Annotated in this window: 13 protein-coding genes and 2 pseudogenes; 6 read left to right on the top strand and 9 right to left on the bottom strand. The window is 75.3% G+C overall.

All coding sequences use genetic code 11. From position 1 onward, the window contains the following. Positions 1–8 precede the first annotated feature (8 nt). Both SXIN_RS06845 and SXIN_RS06850 read right to left on the bottom strand, forming a co-directional pair. Positions 9–926, bottom strand: a complete 918-nt coding sequence (locus tag SXIN_RS06845; protein WP_050931097.1) for an ABC transporter ATP-binding protein — start codon at positions 924–926, stop codon at positions 9–11. Between the two features lie 190 nt (positions 927–1,116). Next, positions 1,117–2,253, bottom strand: coding sequence for a sensor histidine kinase (locus SXIN_RS06850; RefSeq protein WP_095756738.1), 1,137 nt, complete (start codon positions 2,251–2,253; stop codon positions 1,117–1,119). Between the two features lie 290 nt (positions 2,254–2,543). On the opposite strand from SXIN_RS06850, the gene SXIN_RS06855 reads away from it, so the two are divergent. Both SXIN_RS06855 and SXIN_RS06860 read left to right on the top strand, forming a co-directional pair. Continuing rightward, positions 2,544–3,224 (top strand): response regulator transcription factor, encoded by a 681-nt coding sequence (locus tag SXIN_RS06855; RefSeq protein WP_095756739.1) that lies wholly within the window; start codon positions 2,544–2,546, stop codon positions 3,222–3,224. 119 nt (positions 3,225–3,343) lie between these two features. Further along, positions 3,344–4,408: pseudogene (locus tag SXIN_RS06860) on the top strand (sensor histidine kinase); the annotation flags it as partial. Positions 4,409–4,460: 52 nt separating this feature from the next. On the opposite strand, the gene SXIN_RS06865 reads toward SXIN_RS06860, so the two are convergent. After that, the gene (locus tag SXIN_RS06865; RefSeq protein ID WP_238153699.1) at positions 4,461–6,107 is read right to left on the bottom strand and encodes an aromatic amino acid ammonia-lyase; all 1,647 of its coding nucleotides are present in this window, start codon (positions 6,105–6,107) and stop codon (positions 4,461–4,463) included. Positions 6,108–6,169: 62 nt separating this feature from the next. Here SXIN_RS06865 and SXIN_RS06870 point away from each other — a divergent pair, with 62 nt between their 5' ends. The 4 genes from SXIN_RS06870 to SXIN_RS06885 are packed head-to-tail and all read left to right on the top strand — an operon-like array spanning position 6,170 to position 11,539. Continuing rightward, the gene (locus tag SXIN_RS06870) at positions 6,170–7,798 is read left to right on the top strand and encodes an NAD(P)-binding domain-containing protein (protein WP_095756741.1); all 1,629 of its coding nucleotides are present in this window, start codon (positions 6,170–6,172) and stop codon (positions 7,796–7,798) included. Next, a complete protein-coding gene (locus tag SXIN_RS06875) occupies positions 7,795–8,865 on the top strand; it encodes an alpha-hydroxy acid oxidase (RefSeq protein WP_095756742.1) in 1,071 nt (356 codons plus the stop codon). Before SXIN_RS06870 ends, SXIN_RS06875 begins: the two co-directional genes overlap by 4 nt. After that, a complete protein-coding gene (locus tag SXIN_RS06880; RefSeq protein WP_019711149.1) occupies positions 8,862–10,289 on the top strand; it encodes a cytochrome P450 in 1,428 nt (475 codons plus the stop codon). The genes SXIN_RS06875 and SXIN_RS06880 overlap by 4 nt, the downstream gene beginning before the upstream one ends. After that, entirely contained in the window at positions 10,286–11,539 is a 1,254-nt protein-coding gene (locus SXIN_RS06885; RefSeq protein WP_019711150.1) for a cation:proton antiporter, read from the top strand. Before SXIN_RS06880 ends, SXIN_RS06885 begins: the two co-directional genes overlap by 4 nt. A gap of 72 nt (positions 11,540–11,611) precedes the next feature. On the opposite strand, the gene SXIN_RS06890 is transcribed toward SXIN_RS06885, so the two are convergent. The 6 genes and pseudogenes from SXIN_RS06890 to SXIN_RS06915 form a co-directional block, all read right to left on the bottom strand. Then, positions 11,612–12,535 carry a hypothetical protein gene (locus SXIN_RS06890; protein ID WP_157916256.1) on the bottom strand — a complete coding sequence of 308 codons (924 nt, stop codon included), beginning with the start codon at positions 12,533–12,535 and terminating at the stop codon, positions 11,612–11,614. Between the two features lie 144 nt (positions 12,536–12,679). Continuing rightward, on the bottom strand, positions 12,680–14,125 hold the full coding sequence (locus SXIN_RS06895; protein ID WP_095757957.1) for a class I adenylate-forming enzyme family protein: 1,446 nt from the start codon (positions 14,123–14,125) through the stop codon (positions 12,680–12,682). A gap of 22 nt (positions 14,126–14,147) precedes the next feature. Then, positions 14,148–15,701 (bottom strand): NAD(P)-binding domain-containing protein, encoded by a 1,554-nt coding sequence (locus SXIN_RS06900; protein WP_019711152.1) that lies wholly within the window; start codon positions 15,699–15,701, stop codon positions 14,148–14,150. Between the two features lie 40 nt (positions 15,702–15,741). Further along, positions 15,742–17,805, bottom strand: coding sequence for an iron ABC transporter permease (locus tag SXIN_RS06905; protein WP_095756743.1), 2,064 nt, complete (start codon positions 17,803–17,805; stop codon positions 15,742–15,744). Positions 17,806–17,808: 3 nt separating this feature from the next. Then, positions 17,809–18,786, bottom strand: a complete 978-nt coding sequence (locus tag SXIN_RS06910; RefSeq protein WP_019711155.1) for an iron-siderophore ABC transporter substrate-binding protein — start codon at positions 18,784–18,786, stop codon at positions 17,809–17,811. After that, positions 18,783–19,535: pseudogene (locus SXIN_RS06915) on the bottom strand (ABC transporter ATP-binding protein); the annotation flags it as partial. The gene SXIN_RS06910 and the pseudogene SXIN_RS06915, both read right to left, overlap by 4 nt. Between the last annotated feature and the right edge of the window lie 55 nt (positions 19,536–19,590).

The raw sequence follows: 19,590 nt of genomic DNA on the forward strand, positions 1-19,590 counted from the left end.
TGACGGGTTCACGCTACCGGCCCCCACTGACAACGCAGCGTGCTCCGCCGCTGCGCGGCTCCGGCCCAAGGATGCGATTCCCCCACCGGCTGAAGCCGGTGGTCCCGGAGCGGGAAACCCCCCTCCGCCGCGAGCCGGCTGATCTCCGCGGCCGTCATGCCGACCACGTCCAGGGCACCGTCGGGGGTACGGGACGGGGTGACGCCGTGGCGTTCCAGTTCCCTGCCGAGCCGTTCGGCGTGCGGGGTACGCACGCGCACGTAGGGCCGTCCGTGGCGCTGCATGAAGTCCGCCATGCCGGTGTCCGCCAGGAGCCGGCCGCGGCTGATGACGACCAGGTGGTCGGCGACCATGGACATCTCGGCCATGAGGTGGCTGGAGACGAGGACGGTCCGGCCCTCGGCGGCCATCGAGCGCAACAGGTCGCGCAGCCACCGGATGCCCTCCGTGTCGAGGCCGTTGACGGGCTCGTCGAGCACCAGCACGGGCGGGTCGCCGAGCAGGGCGGCCGCCAGGCCGAGCCGCTGGCCCATGCCGAGGGAGAAGGTGCCGACCCGCCGCCGGGCCGCGTCCGCGAGGCCCACCGTCTCCAGGACCTCGCGGACCCGGCTCCGGGCGATCCGGTTGCTCCGGGCGAGCCAGAGCAGGTGGTCGCGCGCGGTCAGGCCGCGGTGCGGGGCCGAGGTCTCCAGCAGGGCGCCGACGTGCCGGAGCGGATGGGTCAGTTCGCTGTAGGGCCGCCCGCCGATCCGGGCGGATCCGGCGTCCGGGCGGGTCAGGCCGAGCATCATCCGCATCGTCGTCGACTTCCCGGCGCCGTTGGGACCGAGGAAGCCGGTGACGGCTCCGGGCCGCACCGTGAAGGTGAGACCGCCCACGACGGTGGCCGGCCCGTACCGTTTGGTCAGGTCTTCGACGTCAATCACGGGACGAGTCTTCCGGCCGCCGCCGCCGGGCACATCGGACCGGGGTCGGGAGCGGCCGGGCCGCTCTCCCGGGACGGACCCATACCAGGGTATGAGAGCGGTTTCGGCCATACCTGAAGCCCGTGCCCGGGGCCCATGCCGGGAGCGCATGCCAGAGGCGCGCGCCGGAACGCACGCCGGGGAACGGACGTCAGTAGGGCAGCGTCCCGAGGACCCGGAAGCCGTCGGCACCCGGGCGGGGCCCGGCGGTGAGGGTCCCGCCGTGGGCGGCGGCCCGTTCCGCCATCCCGACGATGCCCATGCCGCCGCCGGGCACGGCCGCCCGGCGCCCGGGCCCGGGGCCGTCGTCGGTGACGTCGATCGTCAGTACGCCCTCCCGCGCCGTCACACGGACCAGGCACCGGGTCGGGGCGGCGTGTTTGACGACGTTGGTCAGCGCCTCCTGCACGATCCGGTACGCCGCCAGCGCCACGCCGTCCGGCGGTTCCTCCGCGCGGTCGGTCCGCAGGTCGACCCGGACACCCGCCGCCTCGGCCGTGCGGGCCAGCGAGGGCAGGTCCGGCAGGCCGCGGACCGGCCGGAGGTCCTGCGCTTCCCCGCCCGGCTCCCGGCGCAGCACCTTGAGGGTGGCCCGCATGTCCCGCAGCGCCCTGCGGCTGACCTCCTCGATGACCGTCAGGGCCTCGCGCGCCTCCTCGGGACGCGTGGCGACCACATGGTTGGCGACACCGGCCTTGATCGCGATGAGGCCCACGCTGTGCGTGACGACGTCGTGGATGTCCCGGGCGATCCGCATGCGCTCCTCGACCTTCGCCTGCTCGGCCGCCTGTTCGATGGCCCGGCGCAGGCTCTCCCGCCGCTCCCGGACCGCCGTCCCCGCGGCCCAGGTGGCGCCGAGGACCAGCAGGCCGAACAGCAGGTGCACCGCCAGGGTCCCGCCCTCGTACGTCTGCCCTCCCGTCACCGCCAACAGGGCCGCGCCGGCCGCGCTGGCCCCTCCGACGAGGACGGCCGACCGCCCTGGCCGTCTCCGCCGTGTCGTGGCGACCGGGTAGAGCGCGTAAGCGGGAGCGAGGAGGACGGCCGGGCCGAGACCGGCGGCAAGAGCGGCACAGGAGGCGGCGAGTACGGCCGCGAGGACCGGGACGGGCCACAGCCGGCGGGCGGCGAGCGGCAGCGCGGCGGCGAGCGGGAGCAGCCAGGCGGTGAGCCCGCCGGGTGTGCCGCCGGTGTCCGGCCGCAGCACCGACAACTGCGGGAGCAGGGCGAACCCGAGTGCGGCCGCCGCGTCGAGGAGGAGCAGGCGCCGGCGCGAGACGTCTCCCATGCGGCGAATCTAGGGGCCGGTCCGCCGGGCGTCCACCGCCGGTTCCGCGGGCCGTCGGCGGGACGGATCGTCCTGCGGCCGCGGGTGCGGCCCCCGGCCCGCGGGCGCGGCCGGGAGGGGACCGCGCGTCGGCGGCGTGCCGCCCGGGGGCAACCGGCGGGTACCGCGCGGTGGCGCGATCCCGACGCTCGGGCCCCCGTCCGGCCGGCCCCGGTCCCGTTCCCGGGAATCTCCGTGCCGGGCCCGGTCGTTGGCGGGGCGGCGGGGAGGAGGTGAAGGGGAGTGGGACGGTGGCACAGGGACGTGTGCGGGACCCGTGGCGGCTGCTGCTGATCGAGGACGACCGGGAGCTGGTGTCCCTGCTCTCCGGGGTGCTGCGGGACGAGGGCTACTCCGTCGATGTCGCGACCGACGGGCAGCGGGGCCTGCACCTGGGCCTGACCCGGCGGTACGACGCGCTGGTCATCGACCGGCGGCTGCCGGCGCTGGACGGCCTCGACCTGCTGGGCAGGCTGCGGTCCCGGGCGGTCCGCGCCCCGGTGCTGCTGCTGACCGCGCTGGGGACCGTGCACGACCGGGTCGACGGACTCGACGCCGGCGCCGACGACTATCTGGTCAAGCCGTTCGAACTCGACGAGCTGAGCGCCCGGTTACGGGCCCTGTGCCGCAGAGGGCGCGACGCGACCGACGTGCTCCGCATCGGCTCGGGCCGGCTGTACGTCGGCCCCCGGGAGGTCGAACTGGCCGACGGTGAGCGGATCGCCCTCGCCGCACGGGAGTTCGCCCTGCTGTGGGCGCTGGCCTCGCGCCCCAACCTCGTCCATTCCCGGTCGGAGCTGCGCCGGCTGGTGTTCCAGGAGGCGCCCGCGTCCTCCATCGTCGACACCTATGTCTACTACCTGCGCCGCAAGCTCGGCCGGCAGGTGGTGCGCACGGTCCGCGGGCTCGGCTACCGGCTGGGCTCGCTGTGAGGGCGTCGGCGAAGGCGGAGTGGGCGGCGGTGCGCCGGGCACGGCTGCGGATCGCCCTCGTCACCGGGGGGATCATCACGCTCCTGGTCACGGCCGTCGGCGGGATCGCCCACACGGTGATGGTGCGCGCCCAGAACGACCAGGTGTGGCGGGAGCTGCGCTACGGCGCCCAGTACGGGGACCTGTCGAGCCCGCCGGTGTGCACCTGGCTCTTCGCCGCCGGCGTGGAACCGCTGGCGAACGCCCCGGCCGGCTTCCCCCTGCGCGCCGACGTCGACCGGGTGGGCCGGACCCACCGGGCCGTGGAGCGCACCGTGGAGCGGAACCACACCGTCTATCTGGTGCGCACGGAGCGGCGGGCGGACGGCGCCGTGGTCCAGGCGGTGTTCGATCTGCGCTTCCAGCTGGCCGACCGCGCCCATCTGTGGTCCGCGCTGGGCGTCGCCGAGCTCGTGGGTCTGGTCGCCGCGGCCCTGACCGGGCTGGTCCTCGGGCGCCGGGCGGTGGCCCCGCTGGCCGAGGCGCTCACGCGGCAGCGCCGGTTCGTCACGGACGCCAGCCACGAGCTGCGCACCCCGATCACCCGGGTGTACACGAAGGCGCAGGTGCTGGCACGGCAGGCGGCCGCCGAGAACCTGCCGGCCCCGCACCGTGACGGGCTGGCCGGACTGGTCGGCTCCGTCGGCCGGTTCGGCGAGGTGATCGACGATCTGCTGCTGTCGGCGAGCCTGGGCGCGAGTCCGGCACGGCGGTCCGAGTGCCGTCCGGTCGAACTGGCCGAACTGGCCCGGTCGGTGGCCGCCGAGGAGGCCGACCGGACGCGGGACCGCGGGCTCACCGTGGTCGTGGAGCGGCCGCCGCACCGCCTGTACGTCGACGGGGTGGAGTCCGCGCTGCGCCGCGCGGTCGGCGAACTGCTGGCCAACGCCATCGGGCACACCCCGCCGGGCGGGCGGATCGAGGTGTCCCTGGCGCGGGCGGGCGGCGTGGTCGAGCTGACCGTCACGGACACCGGGGCCGGTTTCGACCCCGCCGAGGCGGAACGCCTGTTCCAGCGCTTCCACCGCGGTGGCGACGGCGGCCGGTACGGGCTGGGGCTGGCGCTGCTGAAGGAGATCGTCGCCGGCCACCACGGCACGGTCGCCGCGACCGGTCACCCGGGGCGGGGCGCGCGGTTCACCATCCGGCTTCCCGAGTCCGGGCGTCCGCCCGCCCCGGAGGGACGGTGGCGGCGGGTCAGGGCCGGCCGCCCGTGGCGGGCGGCGCGCTCGTGGCGAGGGAGTCGCTCGGGGCGAGGAGGCCGGGGGTGGCGAGGAGGTCTGCCGCGGCGCGGACGTCCGCGTCCAGCGGGCGGTCCGGGTCGACCGGGGGCACCGCCTCGCTGAGGGCGTCGAGGAGCGCGGCGCACCGGGGCGCGGTGGGGCGGCGGGCTCCGACGTAGACGGCCTGGCGCAGTCCGAGCGCGAGCGACCCGCACAGCAGGCCGAGCAGCTCCGCCATGTCGTGGGAGCGCAGGGCCGCCTGGGTGCCGAACGGGACGACGTCCTGGGTGTGCAGGTTCGTCGGCAGGCTCTGCATGCCGGCCGGTGCCGCGGCGCGGCGGATCTCCGCGACGAACGCGGTGGTGGCCAACTGCACGCCCTGCAGGCCGTGCTGAGTGCCCGGGGTGGTGGCGAGCATCGGCGGCAGCCCTCCGTTGCGTGCCGGGTCCACCAGCAGGTCGAGCTGGCGTTCGGCGAGGTTGCCCAGCTGGGCGGTGACGGAGGCGAGCATGTCGGCGGCGAACGCGGCGGGCTGCCCGAAGAAGTTGCCGCCGTGCACCACCTTGCCCTCCGACGCCGCCCCGTCCCCCGCCGTGCCGTCCCCCGCCGTGCCGTCCCCCGCCGCCCCGTCCCACTCCGCCGCCTCCTCCGGGCCGCCGGGGAAGAAGAGCGGGTTGTCGCTGACGCCGCCGAGGTCGGCGGCGACCACGCCGTCGACGTAGCGCAGCGCGTCCTCCGCCGCGCCGAGCAGCTGCGGGGCGCAGCGGATGCTGTACGGCTCCTGCAGGGGCCGGGTGCCGGAGGGCGCGGTGCCGGTGAGCGTCCGGCGCATGCGCGCGGCGACGCCGACCGCGCCGGGGTGGCCGTAGGCGCGCATGAGGTCGGCGTCGAGGAAGCCGGGGTCGCAGCCGAGCACGTCGGCCAGCAGGCAGGTCAGCGCGGTGAGGGCGCGGTGTGCGGTGCGGACGGCGTCGCGGGCGAGTGCCGTGGCCGCGGTGGTGACGGAGGTGCCGTTGACGAGCGCGAGCGCGTCGCGGCCGTCGAGGGCGAGCGGGCGCAGTCCGGCTCCGGCCAGCGCGGCGGCGGCCTCCGTCCGGCGGCCGTCCAGGTAGGCGTGTCCGCGGCCGCGCAGCGCCTGGGTGGCGTAGGCGAGGGGGATCAGGTCGCCGCTCGCCCCGACCGATCCGTAGCGGGGGACGGCCGGGCAGAACGTCGTGGCGAACATGGCGGCGAGCCGCTCGACGACCTCGGCGGACACGCCGGAGAGGCCCCGGGCGAGTGACGCGGTGCGCAGCAGCAGGGCGGCCCGGACGATGCCGGGCGGCAGGTCCGGGCCCTGGCCGGCGCCGAGGTGCGCCAGGGTGTTGTCGCACTGGTCGGCCTCGTCGGCGCGGCCGGCGAATCCGGCGAGGGCGCCGAAGCCCGTGGTGGCGCCGTAGATCCGGCGGTCCCCGCCGCCGTTGCCGTTGCCGTGGCGTGCCGCGTGGAAGAAGCGGCGGCCCCGGGCGACGCGTGCGCGGACCTCGTCGTCCACGGTGACGGTGAGCGGTGCCGCCGCGCGGCGCAGGGCGGCGGAGTCCGGGGGGCGGGTGAGCGGGACGGTGTCCGTGGTGGTCAGCACGGCGGAAACGTAACGGGGCAATCTCAGAGCGCTCTGAGATGCGGTGGATAGCTTCCCGGGCCATGGCGTACGACTACTTGATCATCGGAGCGGGACCCGCGGGACTGCAGCTCGCCGCGTTCCTGGAGCGGGACGGTGCGGACTACGTCGTTCTGGAGCGCGGCAGTGGCCCCGGCACCTTCTTCACGCGGTTCCCCCGGCACCGTCAACTCATCTCGGTCAACAAGGTGCACACCGGATACGAGGATCCGGAGCTGCGGCTGCGGATGGACTGGAACTCCCTGCTGAGCGACGATCCGGAGCTGCTGTTCACCCGCTACAGCCCGCGGTACTTCCCGCCGGCCGACGACATGGTGCGCTACCTCTCGGACTTCGCGGAACGGACCGGTGCGCGCGTCGAGTACGGCACCGAGATCGTCCGCGTCTCCCGCTCGGACGACGGGTTCACGGCGCTCGACCGCACCGGACGGACCTGGCGGGCGCCGCGCCTGGTGGCCGCGACCGGGGTGTCCCTGCCGTACCTGCCGCCGATCCCGGGCATCGAACTGGCCGAGCGCTACGACACCTTCGACCCGGACCCGGAGTCCTTCACCGGGCAGCGGGTGCTCGTCATCGGCCGCGGCAACTCCGGTTTCGAGACGGCCGACGCCCTGATGGAGACCGCGGCGGTCATCCACGTCGTCGGCCCCGGGTCGCTGCGGCTGGCGTGGCAGTCGCACTACGTCGGGCATCTGCGCGCGGTGAACAACAACTTCCTGGACAGCTACCAGCTCAAGTCGCAGAACGCGGTCCTCGACGGCCGGGTGCTCGCGATCCGCCGCGACGCGGACGGGTACCGCGTACCGGTCGCCTTCGAGCGGGTCGACGAGGCGGTCCGGGAGATCCGGTACGACCGGGTGGTCGTCGCGACCGGTTTCCGCTTCGACGCCTCCCTCTTCGACGACGGCTGCCGGCCCGGACTGGCGGTCAACGGGCGCTTCCCGGCCGTGACGCCCGTCGGCGAGTCGGTCAACGTGCCCGGTCTGTACTTCGCCGGGACGCTGATGCAGGCCCGGGAGTTCCGCAAGGCCACCACCGGCTTCATCCACGGGTTCCGCTACTCGGTCCGCGCCCTGCACCGGGTGCTGCGGCAGCGCCACCACGGGGAGCCCTGGCCGGTGACGGACCTCGGGGACGCCGTGGAGCGGGCCGTGGACGCGGTCATCACCCGCGTCAACCGGTCCTCGGCGCTGTGGCAGCAGTTCGGCGTCCTCGGCGACCTGCTGCTGGCCGCCCCCGACGGGACGCTGCGCTACGCCGAGGAGGTCCCGGTCGGCCATGCGCCGGACGCCGTCCGGGCCGGCGACTTCGGGGAGGTGGCCGCCCACGCGGTGATCACCCTGGAGTACGGGGCCGACCACGACCGGGTGGATCCCTTCGACGTCCGCGCGGGCCGCACGTCCCAGCAGGACGTGCGGGGGCTCGACGGCCGCTATCTGCACCCGGTCGTCCGCTGGTACCGGGGCGGGGAGTTCACCGCCGAGCACCACCTCACGGAGAACCTGGAGAACGAGTGGGACAGCGAGGAGATCCACCGCGCCCCGCTCCGCGCGTTCCTGACCGACCGGCTCCGCCCGGCCGCCGCCGGGACCCCCGCTGCCCCCGCGGCCCCGGCCGCCCCGGTGACGCCGGCCGCCCGGGTGGCGCCGTGACGCTCCGCGAGCTGCACGACGCGGCCCGCGCGGCGCTGGACCCGGTCACCTACGACTACGTGGCGGGCGGCGCGGGCCAGGAGCGGGTCCTCGCCGCGAACGAACGGGCCTTCGACCGGTACGCGCTGCTGCCGAGGGTGCTGTGCGGCAGCGAGACGCGGGACACCGCCGTGGACCTGCCGGGGGCCCCGGGGGCGTCACCCGTGGTCGTCGCGCCGACCGCGTTCCACCGGCTGGCGCACCGGCACGGCGAACGCGCCACGGCCCGCGCCGCCGCGGCCGAGGGAGCCGTCCTGGTGACGGGGACGGCCGCGACCACGGCGGTCGCCGACGTCGTCGCGGCCGCGCGCGGGACGGCCGCGGACCCGGCCGTGTGGTTCCAGCTCTATCCGCACCCCCGCCGGGACGTCACCGAGGCGCTCGTCCGGCGCGCCGAGGACGCGGGGTGCACGGCGCTGGTGCTCACGGTCGACTCACCGGTCTTCGGCCGGCACACCAGGGATCTGCGCAACGGGTTCACCGACCTGCCGCCCGGATACGCCGCGGAGAACATGCGCGGCCTGCCCGGTGCCCCGCCCGGCCGGCCCGCCGCCATCGCCATGTCCCCGGCGGTCTCGTGGCGGGACCTCGACCGCATCCGGCGGATGACCGCACTTCCCGTCCTGCTCAAGGGGATCCTGCACCCGCGGGACGCGCTGCCGGCCGTCGAGCACGGCGCCGCCGGGGTGATCGTCTCCAACCACGGCGGCCGCCAGTGCGACACCGTCCCGGCGGCGGTGGACTGCCTGCCCGCGGTCGCCCGCGCGGTCGCGGGCCGGGTCCCGGTCCTGCTGGACGGCGGTGTGCGGCGGGGCGGGGACATCGCCGTCGCGCTCGCGCTGGGCGCGTCGGCCGTGGGTGTCGGGCGCCCGGTGGTGTGGGGCCTGGCCGCCCAGGGCGAGGCCGGGGTCCGGCGGGTCCTCGCGGCGCTGCGCGACGAGTACGACCACACGCTCGCCCTGTGCGGGGGGCGCCGGAACACCGATCTGACCGGGGACATGGTCGTCCGGAGGGAGGAGACGTGGTGAGCGGAGCCGGGGACGGGGTGAGCGGAGCCGGGGTGAGCGGGGAGCCCAAGCGGGCCGCCGCGGACGGCTGGTGGCTGCCGCGCGGCGTGGTGGCGCTGCGCGTGCGCATCTTCGAGAGGGTCAACGGCGACCGGGTCGTGACCCTGCCGGGCGCCGGGTACGGCCCGGAGGTGTTCGAGCGGGTGTACGCCCACCCGGCCGCGAACGGGCGGAGCGCGGGGGCGGGCCTGTCCGACCTGTTCTGGTACTGGCTGTCCCCGGGGCCGGAGGTGCACCAGGAGCACCTGGAGGCCGGCGAACGCTACGAGGACGTGGCCGCGGCCACCCGCCGCGTCCTCGCCGGAGACTCCGCCGGTCTCGCCGCCGCGGCCGGCCGCGCCGTCGGGCAGGTGCTGGACGCCCTGCCGGACACCCGGATCAGCCTCGTCCGGCTGCGGGACCTGGTGATGCCCGCCTGGGCCGCCTTCTGCTACGAACTGGTGTTCAGGGAGCCGTGCCCGCCGCACGCCCGCGAGCTGATCACCGCGCACGCGAACGACGTGGTCACCGCCCTGAAGTGCACCGGCCTGCGCCATCCGCGGCGCCGGGCCCGGCTCACCGCGTATCTGCACGCACGGGTCGCGGCCGGCGACGTACCGCACCGGCTGCCGGAGACACTGACGCCCGCGGAACAGGTGCACTATCTGCAGGGGACGTTCTTCAACACCGCCGTCGTCCAGCTGTCCGAGGCGACCGCGCACGTCCTGCTCGCCCTCGCCCGCCACCACCCGGTGCAGCGGCGCCTGTCGGCGGACCCCTCGGACGAGCGGTACCTCACCCGGGTGCTCGACGAGACGATGCGGCTCTACCCGCTGTTCGGCATCGCGCACCGCATCACCACCGGCGAGATCCCGCTCGACGCGGACACCGTGCTGCCCGCCGGCTCCGTGGTGTGCTTCAGCTACCCCGGCTACCACGCCACGGGGTACGACCGGCCGGAGGTGTTCGACCCGGACCGCTGGGCCACCCTGTCCGCCAAGCACGCCCACCACATCCCGTTCGGGGTGGCCGCGAACCGGCCCTGCCCGGCGTGGCGGCTGTCACCGGTGGTGCTGCGGGCCGCGGTCCGCGAGGTGCTCGGCCGGTACCGGCTCGACTCCGCCGCCTCGCACACCAGATCCCTGCCGCACCGCGCCCCCTGCCTGCTGATTCCGCGCGGCCTCTCCCCCGGGGCCCGCCGGCTCGGGGCGCTGCGGACGTATCTCCGGCTGCGGGACGGGGTCGAGGACGTCACCCGGGGCGTGCGCCAGCTGGTGCTCGGCACGGTCATGGTGCTGCACGCCCGCCGGCTGCGGCCGGCCGCACGCCATTTCGAGGAGCGGCCGGCCACGCGCTGCCCGGCCGCCCGCCCCGTCCCGGGCCGCCCGGAAGGGGAACGCGGATGACGCCCGCGGAGCTCGCGCCCGCCTTCTTCCTCTCGGTCGTGGTGATCCTGGCCGTCTGCCGGCTCGTGAGCCGGCTGCTGCGCCCGCTCGGGCAGCCGCCCGTCGTCGGCGAGATGCTCGCCGGGGTGGTGCTCGGCCCGTCGGTGCTCGGCGCCCTGTTCCCCGGCGTCGAGGCGGGTCTCTTCCCGCAGGACCTGCGCCCGGTCCTCTATGTGGTCGGGCAGATCGGCCTGGTCGCGTTCATGTTCCACGTCGGCTGGGACTTCCGCGTCGACCGGCTGCGCGGCGTCGCCCGGCCCGTCGGGCTGATCTCCGCGGCCGGGGTGCTGGTCCCGGTGGTGCTCGGCGCGGCCCTCGTCGTCGTGGCCGGCGAGCGCGGCGGCGTCCTGGCCGAGGGCGTGCCGCTGGTGGTGTCGGCCCTGTTCACCGGCGTCGCGCTCGCCGTGACCGCGTTCCCGATGCTGGCCCGCATCATCAGTGAACGGGGCCTGACCGGCAGCCGGTTCGGGTCGATCGCCCTGGGCGCCGGTGCCGTCGACGACGCCGTGGCGTGGGTGCTTCTCGCCGCCGTGTTCAGCATCGCCGCCGGCAGCGCCGGGCTGGTGTCGCTCGCCGTCGCGGGCGCGTTCGGCCTCCTGGCGGCGATGGCGGTGTTCCTCCGCCTGCACGGCCGCACCGCGCTGCTCGCCGACCGGACGGCGCCGGAGAACCTGCTGCCGGTGCTGGTCGGCGTCCTGTTCCTGGCGGCCTGGTACACCGATGTCGTCGGGCTGTACGCGGTGTTCGGCGCGTTCAGCCTCGGCGTGGTGTTCCCGCGCTCCGAACGGCTGGACCACACGGTCGCCGCGCTCAAGCCGGTGGGCGCGGTGTTCCTGCCGCTGTTCTTCACCTACTCCGGGCTGAACACCGACTTCGCCCTGCTGGGCGACGGTTCGGTGCTGGTGTTCACCGCGGGGTGCGTGGTGGTCGCCGTCGCCGGGAAGTTCGGCGCCTGCTGGCTCGCCGCCCGGGCCGCCGGTGAGCCGAACAGGGTGGCGCTGCGGGTCGGGGCCCTGATGAACGCGCGGGGTCTGATGCAGCTGATCGCGCTCAACCTCGGCCTGGCGGCGGGGATCGTGACCCAGGCGATGTTCAGCGCCCTGGTGGTGGTCGCCATCGTCACCACCGTCATGGCGCCGCCGCTGCTGGCGTTCCTCGACCGGCGCGAACGGGCCCCGCGGGGCGCGGTGCGGCAGCCCGTGGAGGCGTGACGCCGTCGCCGGGCCGGGCCGGCGGCCCGTGATCCGGACGGAGCCGGGTGGCTGCCCGGGACCCCGGCTCCGTCATCGCCTCATCGGCAACTCCGTCAAACCGGCGAGTTCGGCGTCGGTCGCCGGCCTGAGCGTCGACAGAATGTGCCGGGCCGCGGACCGATCGGTGGGAGAGCCGTCCCCGGCCACGGTGTACACCAGGCCGTCACGGCGCAGACGCAGCTCCCAGTGCTCGTAGTCCCCCTCGTAGACGCGCAGTTGGCGGCCTCCGCCGTCGTCCGTGCAGCGGATCGGGTCGCCGCGGGGAACCGGGCAGTCGCGCGCGTCGACGCGCCGGGTGTCGTGTCCCGCCCGTTCCACGCCGAGGTGCAGCGGCTCGGAGCGCGGCCGCGCGTAATGGGCGCTGAAGCCGTCCTCGCTCGCGCCCACGCCGCGCAGGGTGTACCCCGGCGGCGGGTCGCCGACCCGCAGCATGCCGCGGTCCACGCCGTTGGCGCTGATCCACTCGCCGAGCGTGGGCGGCTGCGCGGCCGCCCAGGTGGTGTACGCGACGCCGGCGGCGAGGGCGGCCGCCGCTCCGAGGGCGCCCAGTCTGACGCGGGTGCCGGGGAGGAAGAGCGCGGCGGCGACCATGTAGCAGGCGCCTCCGACCGCGTAGAGCAGAAGACCGCGGTCCAGACGGTTGACGGTGATGTACACCACGGCGGCCCCGGACGCACCGGCCGTGCCGAGCGCGTAGACGCCCGCCGTCCAGGCCCACAGCCCTCGCGGCCTGCGCAGGAGCGGCACCATCGTGCGGACGGCGGATCCGAGGGCCGCGAGCACGGCCACCGCCATCAGCACCACCCCGGCGAGAAGGGCGGCGAGCGGAGCCGCTCCGCCGGAGAAGAGCGCGGCGAGCACCGCTATCACCTGCATGCCGGTCAGGGCGCATCCGGCCAGCCAGACGGCCACCAGATGCACCACGGCGCGCCTCGTCTCCCCCCACTGCGTCATGCCCTTGATCACGCGGGGCCGCGGCCTGCGGTTCCCTGCCGGGGAGACCGCGGCGGACGGGCCCGGCGGCCGGCCCCGGCGGCGCCCGGGCCGCGCCGCTGCCGGCGGGCGCGGGGGCGGTGCGCGCGGGGGCGGGGCGGGCCGTCACCCGGACGCGAGGCGCTGTTTGTCGGGTTTCCCCGCGGACGTGAGCGGCACCTCGTCGATGAGCGTGAGACGGGTCGGCGCGCACGCCCCGCCCAGCTCCCCGGCGACCAGCGCCCGCAGCTCGTCGAGGCGCGGGACGGCACCGGCGGCGGGCACGACGAAGGCGTGCACGGCCTCCCCGGTGCCGGCGTCGGGGACGGCGACGACATACGCCTCCGCCACCGCCGGATGACCGGCGAGCAGCCGCTCCACCGGTCCGGCGTAGTGCACCTCGGCGTTCACGATGATCACATCGCGGGTCCGCCCGGTGAGCCACAGCCGGCCGCCCGCGTCGAGCCGGCCGAGGTCGCGGGTGCGCACCCAGCCGCCGGCGAACACCCCTGCGGTGAGGCCGGGTTCGCGCCAGTAGCCGGTGCTCTGCGACGGGGTGCGGACGAACAGTTCGCCGTCGGTGCCGGGCGGGACCGGGCGGCCGGAGGAGTCCCGGACCTCCAGCTCGACGGGCGGCACGCCGAGCGAGCCGGGCACGTCGGACGGGGTGGCCATGGAGATCATGCCGGTCTCGGTCTGGCCGTAGCCGTGAAAGACCACCGGGCCGAGCACGTCCGCGGCCTCGCGCAGGTGCCCCGGCTCCAGCGGGGAGCCGGACACCATCAGCGCGCGCAGGCCGCTCAGATCGGCGGGCGAGGCACGCTGGTCCGCCACGAGCTTCACCAGCCGGGGCACGGTGACGACGCTCGCGGTCGCCCGGTGCCGCACGATCGCGCCGGGCAGGTCCGGCGGGTCGGCGGTGACGAGGGTGCCGCCCGCCGCGAGGGCCAGCAGCCCGTACTCCATCATCACCTGGCTCGCCAGGGTGCCGAACACCAGGAACCGGTGCATGTGCCCGGCGAGTTCACGGATCGCCGGCGGCCAGGCGTCCGGCCGGAGCGCCCACCCCGCGGTCATCGCCGCGTACGTCTGCGCGCACGCCTTGGGAACACCCGTGCTGCCGCTGGTGTGGAGGAGCCTGGCCACGTCCCCCGGCCGGCCCGCGGCGCGCGGCCGGCGGCCGTCGTCCGGCGCGGAGAGGAGTTCGCCGAGCGGCAGGACGAGCCCGGGCCGCGCACCGTCCGGGCCGCCGGGGCGGTCGGTGACCGTGACGCCGGTGTCCCGCAGCAGCCGGGCCCGGCCGCGTTCGGGCAGCCCGGGCCGCACGCCGACGACGCGGGCGCCGACCGTGTGCGCGGCGGTGATCGCGGCGAACGCCCCGGGCCCCACGCCGAGCAGCATGGCGACGCCGTCGCCGGGCCCCACGCCGTGCCGCCGCAGGCAGCGCGCGGCGCGCCGCACCATACCGAGCAGCTCGTCCCCGGAGACCGCCCGGCCGGCGTGCTCGAACACCGGCCGCTCCCCCGCCGCGCCGAGGAGGTCCAGGACGGCGCCGGGGAACTGCTCGGCCACATCGGACTCGGCCACGTCGGACTCAGCCACGTAGGACAAGGCAGTCCTTCACGAACGCGGTGAGCGGCTGCCGGTGGACCACCGGGATGTCCCAGTCGTTCTCCAGGTTCTCCGCCAGATGGTGGGTGCCGGCGAGGACGCCGTCGCGGTAATGGCGGACGACGGGGTGCAGGTAGGTGGAGTCCATCGCGTGGTCGGCGTCGTTCTCCGCGACGCGGGGCACGGTGGCGTCGAACGGGTCGGCCTGCTCGTGGTCCGGCCCGTACTCCAGATCGACGGTGAAGCGGTGCGGCGCTCCACCGAGCAGGCCGTCGGTGACATAGTCGAGCGGGACCTCCTCCTCGTACCGGGCCCGGTCGCCGTCCACGCTGACGACATCGCCGAGGACACCGAACTGCTGCCACAGGGCGGACGAGCGGTTGACGCGGGCGGTGATCGCGTCGGCGATCGCCTCCGGCGCCGCGGCGAGCGGCTCACCCGGCCACGGCGCGCCGTGGTACCGCGCGCCCAGGATGCGGTGCAGGGCGCGCGTCCCGTACCGGAAGCCGTGGACGAAGCCGTTGGTCGACCTCTTGAAGTCCCGCTGCTGGGTCAGCGTTCCGGCGAAGTACAGGCCCGGGACGTTCACCGACTCGTAGGCGGAGGTCTGCTCGGGGAACCGGTCGTCGATGACGAGAGCGGGACGGCAGTCCGCGTCGAACACGGAGGCGTCGAAGCGGAAGCCGGTGCAGGCGATGATCCGGTCGTAGTGCAGTTCGCGCAGCCGCTCCGCGGTCCGGGCGTAGCGGAACATCACCCGCAACCGGCCGTCGCCGGCCCGCTCGATGCTCTCCACGCTGCCGTCGAGGACCGCGTTCTGCGACTTGAGCTGGTAGCTGTCCAGGAAGTTGTTGTTCACCGCGCGCAGATGCCCGACGAAGTGGGTCTGCCAGGCCATCCGCACCGAGTGCGGCCCGGCGACGTGGATCACCGCCGCCTTCTCCATCAGGGCGTCGGCCGTTTCGAAGCCGGAGTTGCCCTTGCCGATGACGAGCACCCGCCGGCCGGTGAAGGACGCCGGGTCCGGGTCGAAGGTGTCGTAGCGTTCGGCGAGCCCGATGCCGGGGATCGGCGGCTCGTTGAGGGCGGAGACGCCGGTGGCCACGACGATCCGCCGCGCCCGCCACTCCCGCCCGCCGCCGTCGAGCACGGTGAAGCCGTCCTCCGATCGGGAGACGCGGACGACCTCGGTGCCGTACTCGACGCGGGCACCGGTGCGTTCCGCGAAGTCGGCCAGATAGCGCACCATGTCGTCGGCGTGCGGGAAGTAGCGCTCGCTGTAGCGCGTGAAGAGCAGCTCCGGATCGTCGCTGAGCAGCGAGTTCCAGTCCATGCGCAGCTTCAGTTCCGGGTCGGAGTACCCGGTGTGCACCTTGTTGACCGAGATGAGCCGGCGGTGCCGGGGATACCGGGTGAAGAACGTCCCCGGCCCGCTCCCCCGCTCCAGGACGACGTAGTCGCGGCCGTCGCGTTCCATGAGGGCCGCGAGCTGCAGCCCGGCCGGTCCGGCCCCGATGATCAGGAAATCTCGCACCATGCCGGGGACGCTAGCGACGGAACCTCAGAACCCTCTGAGATTACCGGCGGGTGCGGACCAGCAGGTGGAGGAAGTACGGGGTGCCGATCACGGCGGTCATGAGGCCGGCGCCGAGCTGGGCGGGCGCGATCACGGTGCGGCCCACCAGGTCGGCGGTGCAGACCAGGACGGCGCCCAGCAGCACCGCGACCGGTATGACCCGGGCGTGCCGCCGGCCGGCGAGGGCGCGGGCCGCGTGGGGGGCGACGAGACCGACGAAGCCGATGGTGCCCGCGGCGGCGACGGCCGTGGCGCTGAGCAGGACGCTCAGGGCGAGGAAGCCGAGGCGCCCGCGGGCGAGGCCGAGTCCGAGGAGGCGCGGGGTGTCCTCGTCGAGCGACACGAGGTCGAGCTCGGTGCGCCGCGCGGCGGCGACGGCCAGGCCCACGGCGAGGGCGGCCGCGAGGGGGACCACGTCGGGCAGGGTCCGGCCGTAGGTGGAGCCCGAGAGCCAGGTGAGCGCCTTCGTGGCGTTGAAGGGGTCGGTCAGCACGATGAGCAGGCTGATCAGGGCGCCCGTCCCGGTGGCGACGCCGAATCCGACGAGGACCAGCCGGTTCTGGCGGAACCCGCCGCGCGCGGCGAGCCCGAAGACGACGAGGGCGCTGACCGCGGCGCCCGCGAAGGCCGCTCCGGCCACGCTCCACGCCCCGGCCGCCGGCACCGTCGTCACGAGCAGCACGGCGCCCAGCGCGGCCCCGTGGGAGACGCCCAGGATGCCGGGTTCCGCGAGCGGGTTGCGCGTCACGGCCTGGACGAGCGTCCCGGACAGGGCCAGCGCGCCGCCCGCGAGGAGGGCGGCGAGGACGCGCGGCACCCGGGTGTCGAGGACGAACCCGGTGGTCTGCCCGGCGCGCCCGAGCGCCCAGTTGGCCACGTCGCCCAGCAGCAGCTTGGCGTCTCCCAGCAGGACGGCGGCGATGACCACACCGGCGAGCAGGGCCGCGAGAACGGCCGTGGTGGTGAGGAAGACGGCCCGGCTCCTGATGCGCACCGGGTCGGCCGCGGCGCCCGAGGTGTCCCGGAGCCGGGTGGCCATGACGATCAGGAAGACGGCGCCGAGGAGGCCGGTGACGACGCCGGTCGGCACGGCGACGGCGGTGTCGGCCGCGACGGCCGTGCGCAGCACCACGTCCGAACCGAGCACCAGGGCGGCGCCGGTGAGGCCGGCGAGGGGAAGGGCGGCACGGGTCCGGGCGAAGGCGCGGAACCGGCGCGCGAGGGGGCGGACGAGGGCGGGTGCGCACAGGCCGACGAAGCCGATCGGCCCGGCGAGGGTGACGGCGGCCGTGGAGAGGAGCGCCGCGAGCACGACGGCGCCGACGCGGGTGGCCCGCACCGGGACGCCGAGGCCGCGGGCCGCGTCGTCGCCGAGCGCCAGGGCGTCCATCCGGCGGGCGAGAAGCAGCAGCCCGGCGAACCCGGCGACGGCGAGGGGCACCGTCTGCAGGACGCCGTCGAAGCCGTTCTGGGCGATGCTGCCCTGGTTCCACGCGTAGAGGCCCTCCGTCTCCCGCGGGAACAGCAGGAGCAGTCCCTGGGTGACGGCGGTGAGGCCGAGGGTGAGGGCGCTGCCGGCCAGGACGAGGCGGACGGTTCCGGAGCCGAGGCCGGACAGCCCGAGCACCACGGCCGCCGCCGCGAGACCGCCGGCGAAGGCCACGCCGGAGGAGGCGAGCAGCGGGAGCGAGACGCCGGTGGCGGCGGCGAGCCCCAGGGCCAGGTAGGAGCCGGCGTTGACGGCGAGGGTGTCGGGCGAGGCGAGGACGTTGCGGCTGACCGCCTGCAGGGCGGCGCCCGCCGCCCCGAGCACGGCCCCGACGAGCAGCCCGGCGGCCGTTCTCGGCAGCCGCGAGGCGATGACGACGGACGCGTCGGCGGGGTCGGCCCGGCCGGTGAGCGCCTTCCAGACCTCGGGGGCGCCCACGGCGGCCGTGCCCTCGGTGACGTCCACCAGTGCGAGGGCGGTGACCAGCAGGAGCAGTGCGGCCGTCACCGCGGCCGCACCCGTCCGGGACGGTGCCGCCGCCGGACGGGTGGCGGGAGGTGTCGCGGTGACGGTCATGGGCTACCGCGTCAGCGCGGCGACGACGGAGTCGATGTACTGGTTCATCGACTCGGGGCCGCCGAACATCCAGATGCCGTCGGGCAGCCGGTGGACGTTGTCCTGCTGCACGAACGGCAGCGAGGTCCACACCTTGTCGTCGGCGAGGGCGCCGGCGAAGGGGTTGCTGTTCTTGTCGCCGTCGTTGCCGATGTAGGCGAAGTGCGTGTCGTCGTCCAGCTCGGTGAGCCCTTCGACGTCGGTGGTGCCGAGGCCGTAGGCCTTGTCGCCCTTGACGGTCCAGGCGTTCTCCAGGCCGAGCTTCTCGTTGACGGCGCCGATGAGCGAGCCGCTGGTGAAGGGGCGGATGGAGACCTGGTTGGAGACGACGTAGCCGTCGGCGAAGGCGTACGGGGCACCGTCGAGACCGGCGCCGGCGAGGGCCTTCCTCCCCTCGGTGATCTTGGTGTCGAACTCCTTCTTCAGCTTCCCGGCCCGCTCGGTGGTGCCGGTGGCCTCGGCGATGAGGTCGAGGTTCTCGGTCATCTGCCCGATCGGGTCGGAGGCGTCGGCGGGGCGCACCTCCAGGACCGGGGCGATCTTCCGCAGTTGCTTCACGGCGGCCGGCGGCAGGTCGGTGGTGGCGACGACGAGGTCCGGCTTCAGGGCGGCGATGGTGTCCATGCTGGGCTCGCCGCGGGTGCCGATGTCCTTGGGCTCGTTCTTCAGCGGGACCGCGGTGTCCCAGGTCCTGTAACCCTTGACGTCGGCGACGCCGGCGGGGTCGACGCCCAGCGATATCAGGCTCTCGACGATGTTCCACTCGGTGCCGACGACCTTCTCGGCGGGCCCGTCGAGCTCGACCTCCGTACCGGAGGCGTCGGTGAGGGTGATGCGCTCGGCGGTCTTCTCCGCCGTGCCGTCGGCGGCGGGCTCGGTCGTCCCGCAGGCGGTCAGGGTGAGGGCCGCGGCGGTGACCGCGGCGAGGAGGAGGCGTCTCATGAAGGGGCACTGAGCCTTTCGGTTCGCGTGTGGTGCCGGCCGATGGCGCGGGTGCGCAGCCGGCCGGTGACGGGGTCGGTGTCGACGTCGATGCGGATGCCGTACGTCTCGGTCAGCCGCTGGGGCGTCAGGACGTCCTCGGGCGGGCCCTCGGCGGCGATCCGTCCCTCGTCGAGCAGGACGATCCGGTCGGCGACGGCCGCGGCCTGGTCCAGGTCGTGCAGGACCGTGCCCACGGCGATCCCGTGGTCGTCCGCCAAGTCGCGGATCAGGTCGAGGAGTTCGACCTGGTAGCGCAGGTCGAGGTAGGTCGTCGGCTCGTCGAGCAGGAGCACGCCGGTCTCCTGGGCGAGGCAGCCGGCCAGCCAGACCCGCTGGAGCTGCCCTCCGGAGAGGTGCTCGGCCCCGCGGTCGGCGAGTTCCGACGCGCCCGTCATGGCGAGCGCGCGGTCCACCGCGGCGGGGCCGTCCGGGTCCGCCCCGCCCCAGCGGCCCCGGTACGGGTAGCGGCCGAACTCGACGACGTCGCGCACCGTCAGCCCGCTGGGCGTGGGGCGGCCCTGGGTCAGCAGGGCCACGCGGCGCGCGAACGCGCGGGAACTCAGGGCGAGGCCGTCGGTGTCCGTGTCGAGGACGAGCGTGGCGGTCCTGGGCCGCAGCAGACGCGCCAGCGTGCGCAGGAGTGTCGACTTGCCGCTTCCGTTCGGGCCCACCAGGGCGGTGACCTCACCGGGTCGCAGCGTCATCGAGGCGTCGTGCACGACGTCGGTGCCGTCGTACGCCACGGTGACCCCGGTGGCCGTC

It is taken from the genome of Streptomyces xinghaiensis S187 (assembly GCF_000220705.2).
Taxonomy (GTDB): domain Bacteria; phylum Actinomycetota; class Actinomycetes; order Streptomycetales; family Streptomycetaceae; genus Streptomyces; species Streptomyces xinghaiensis.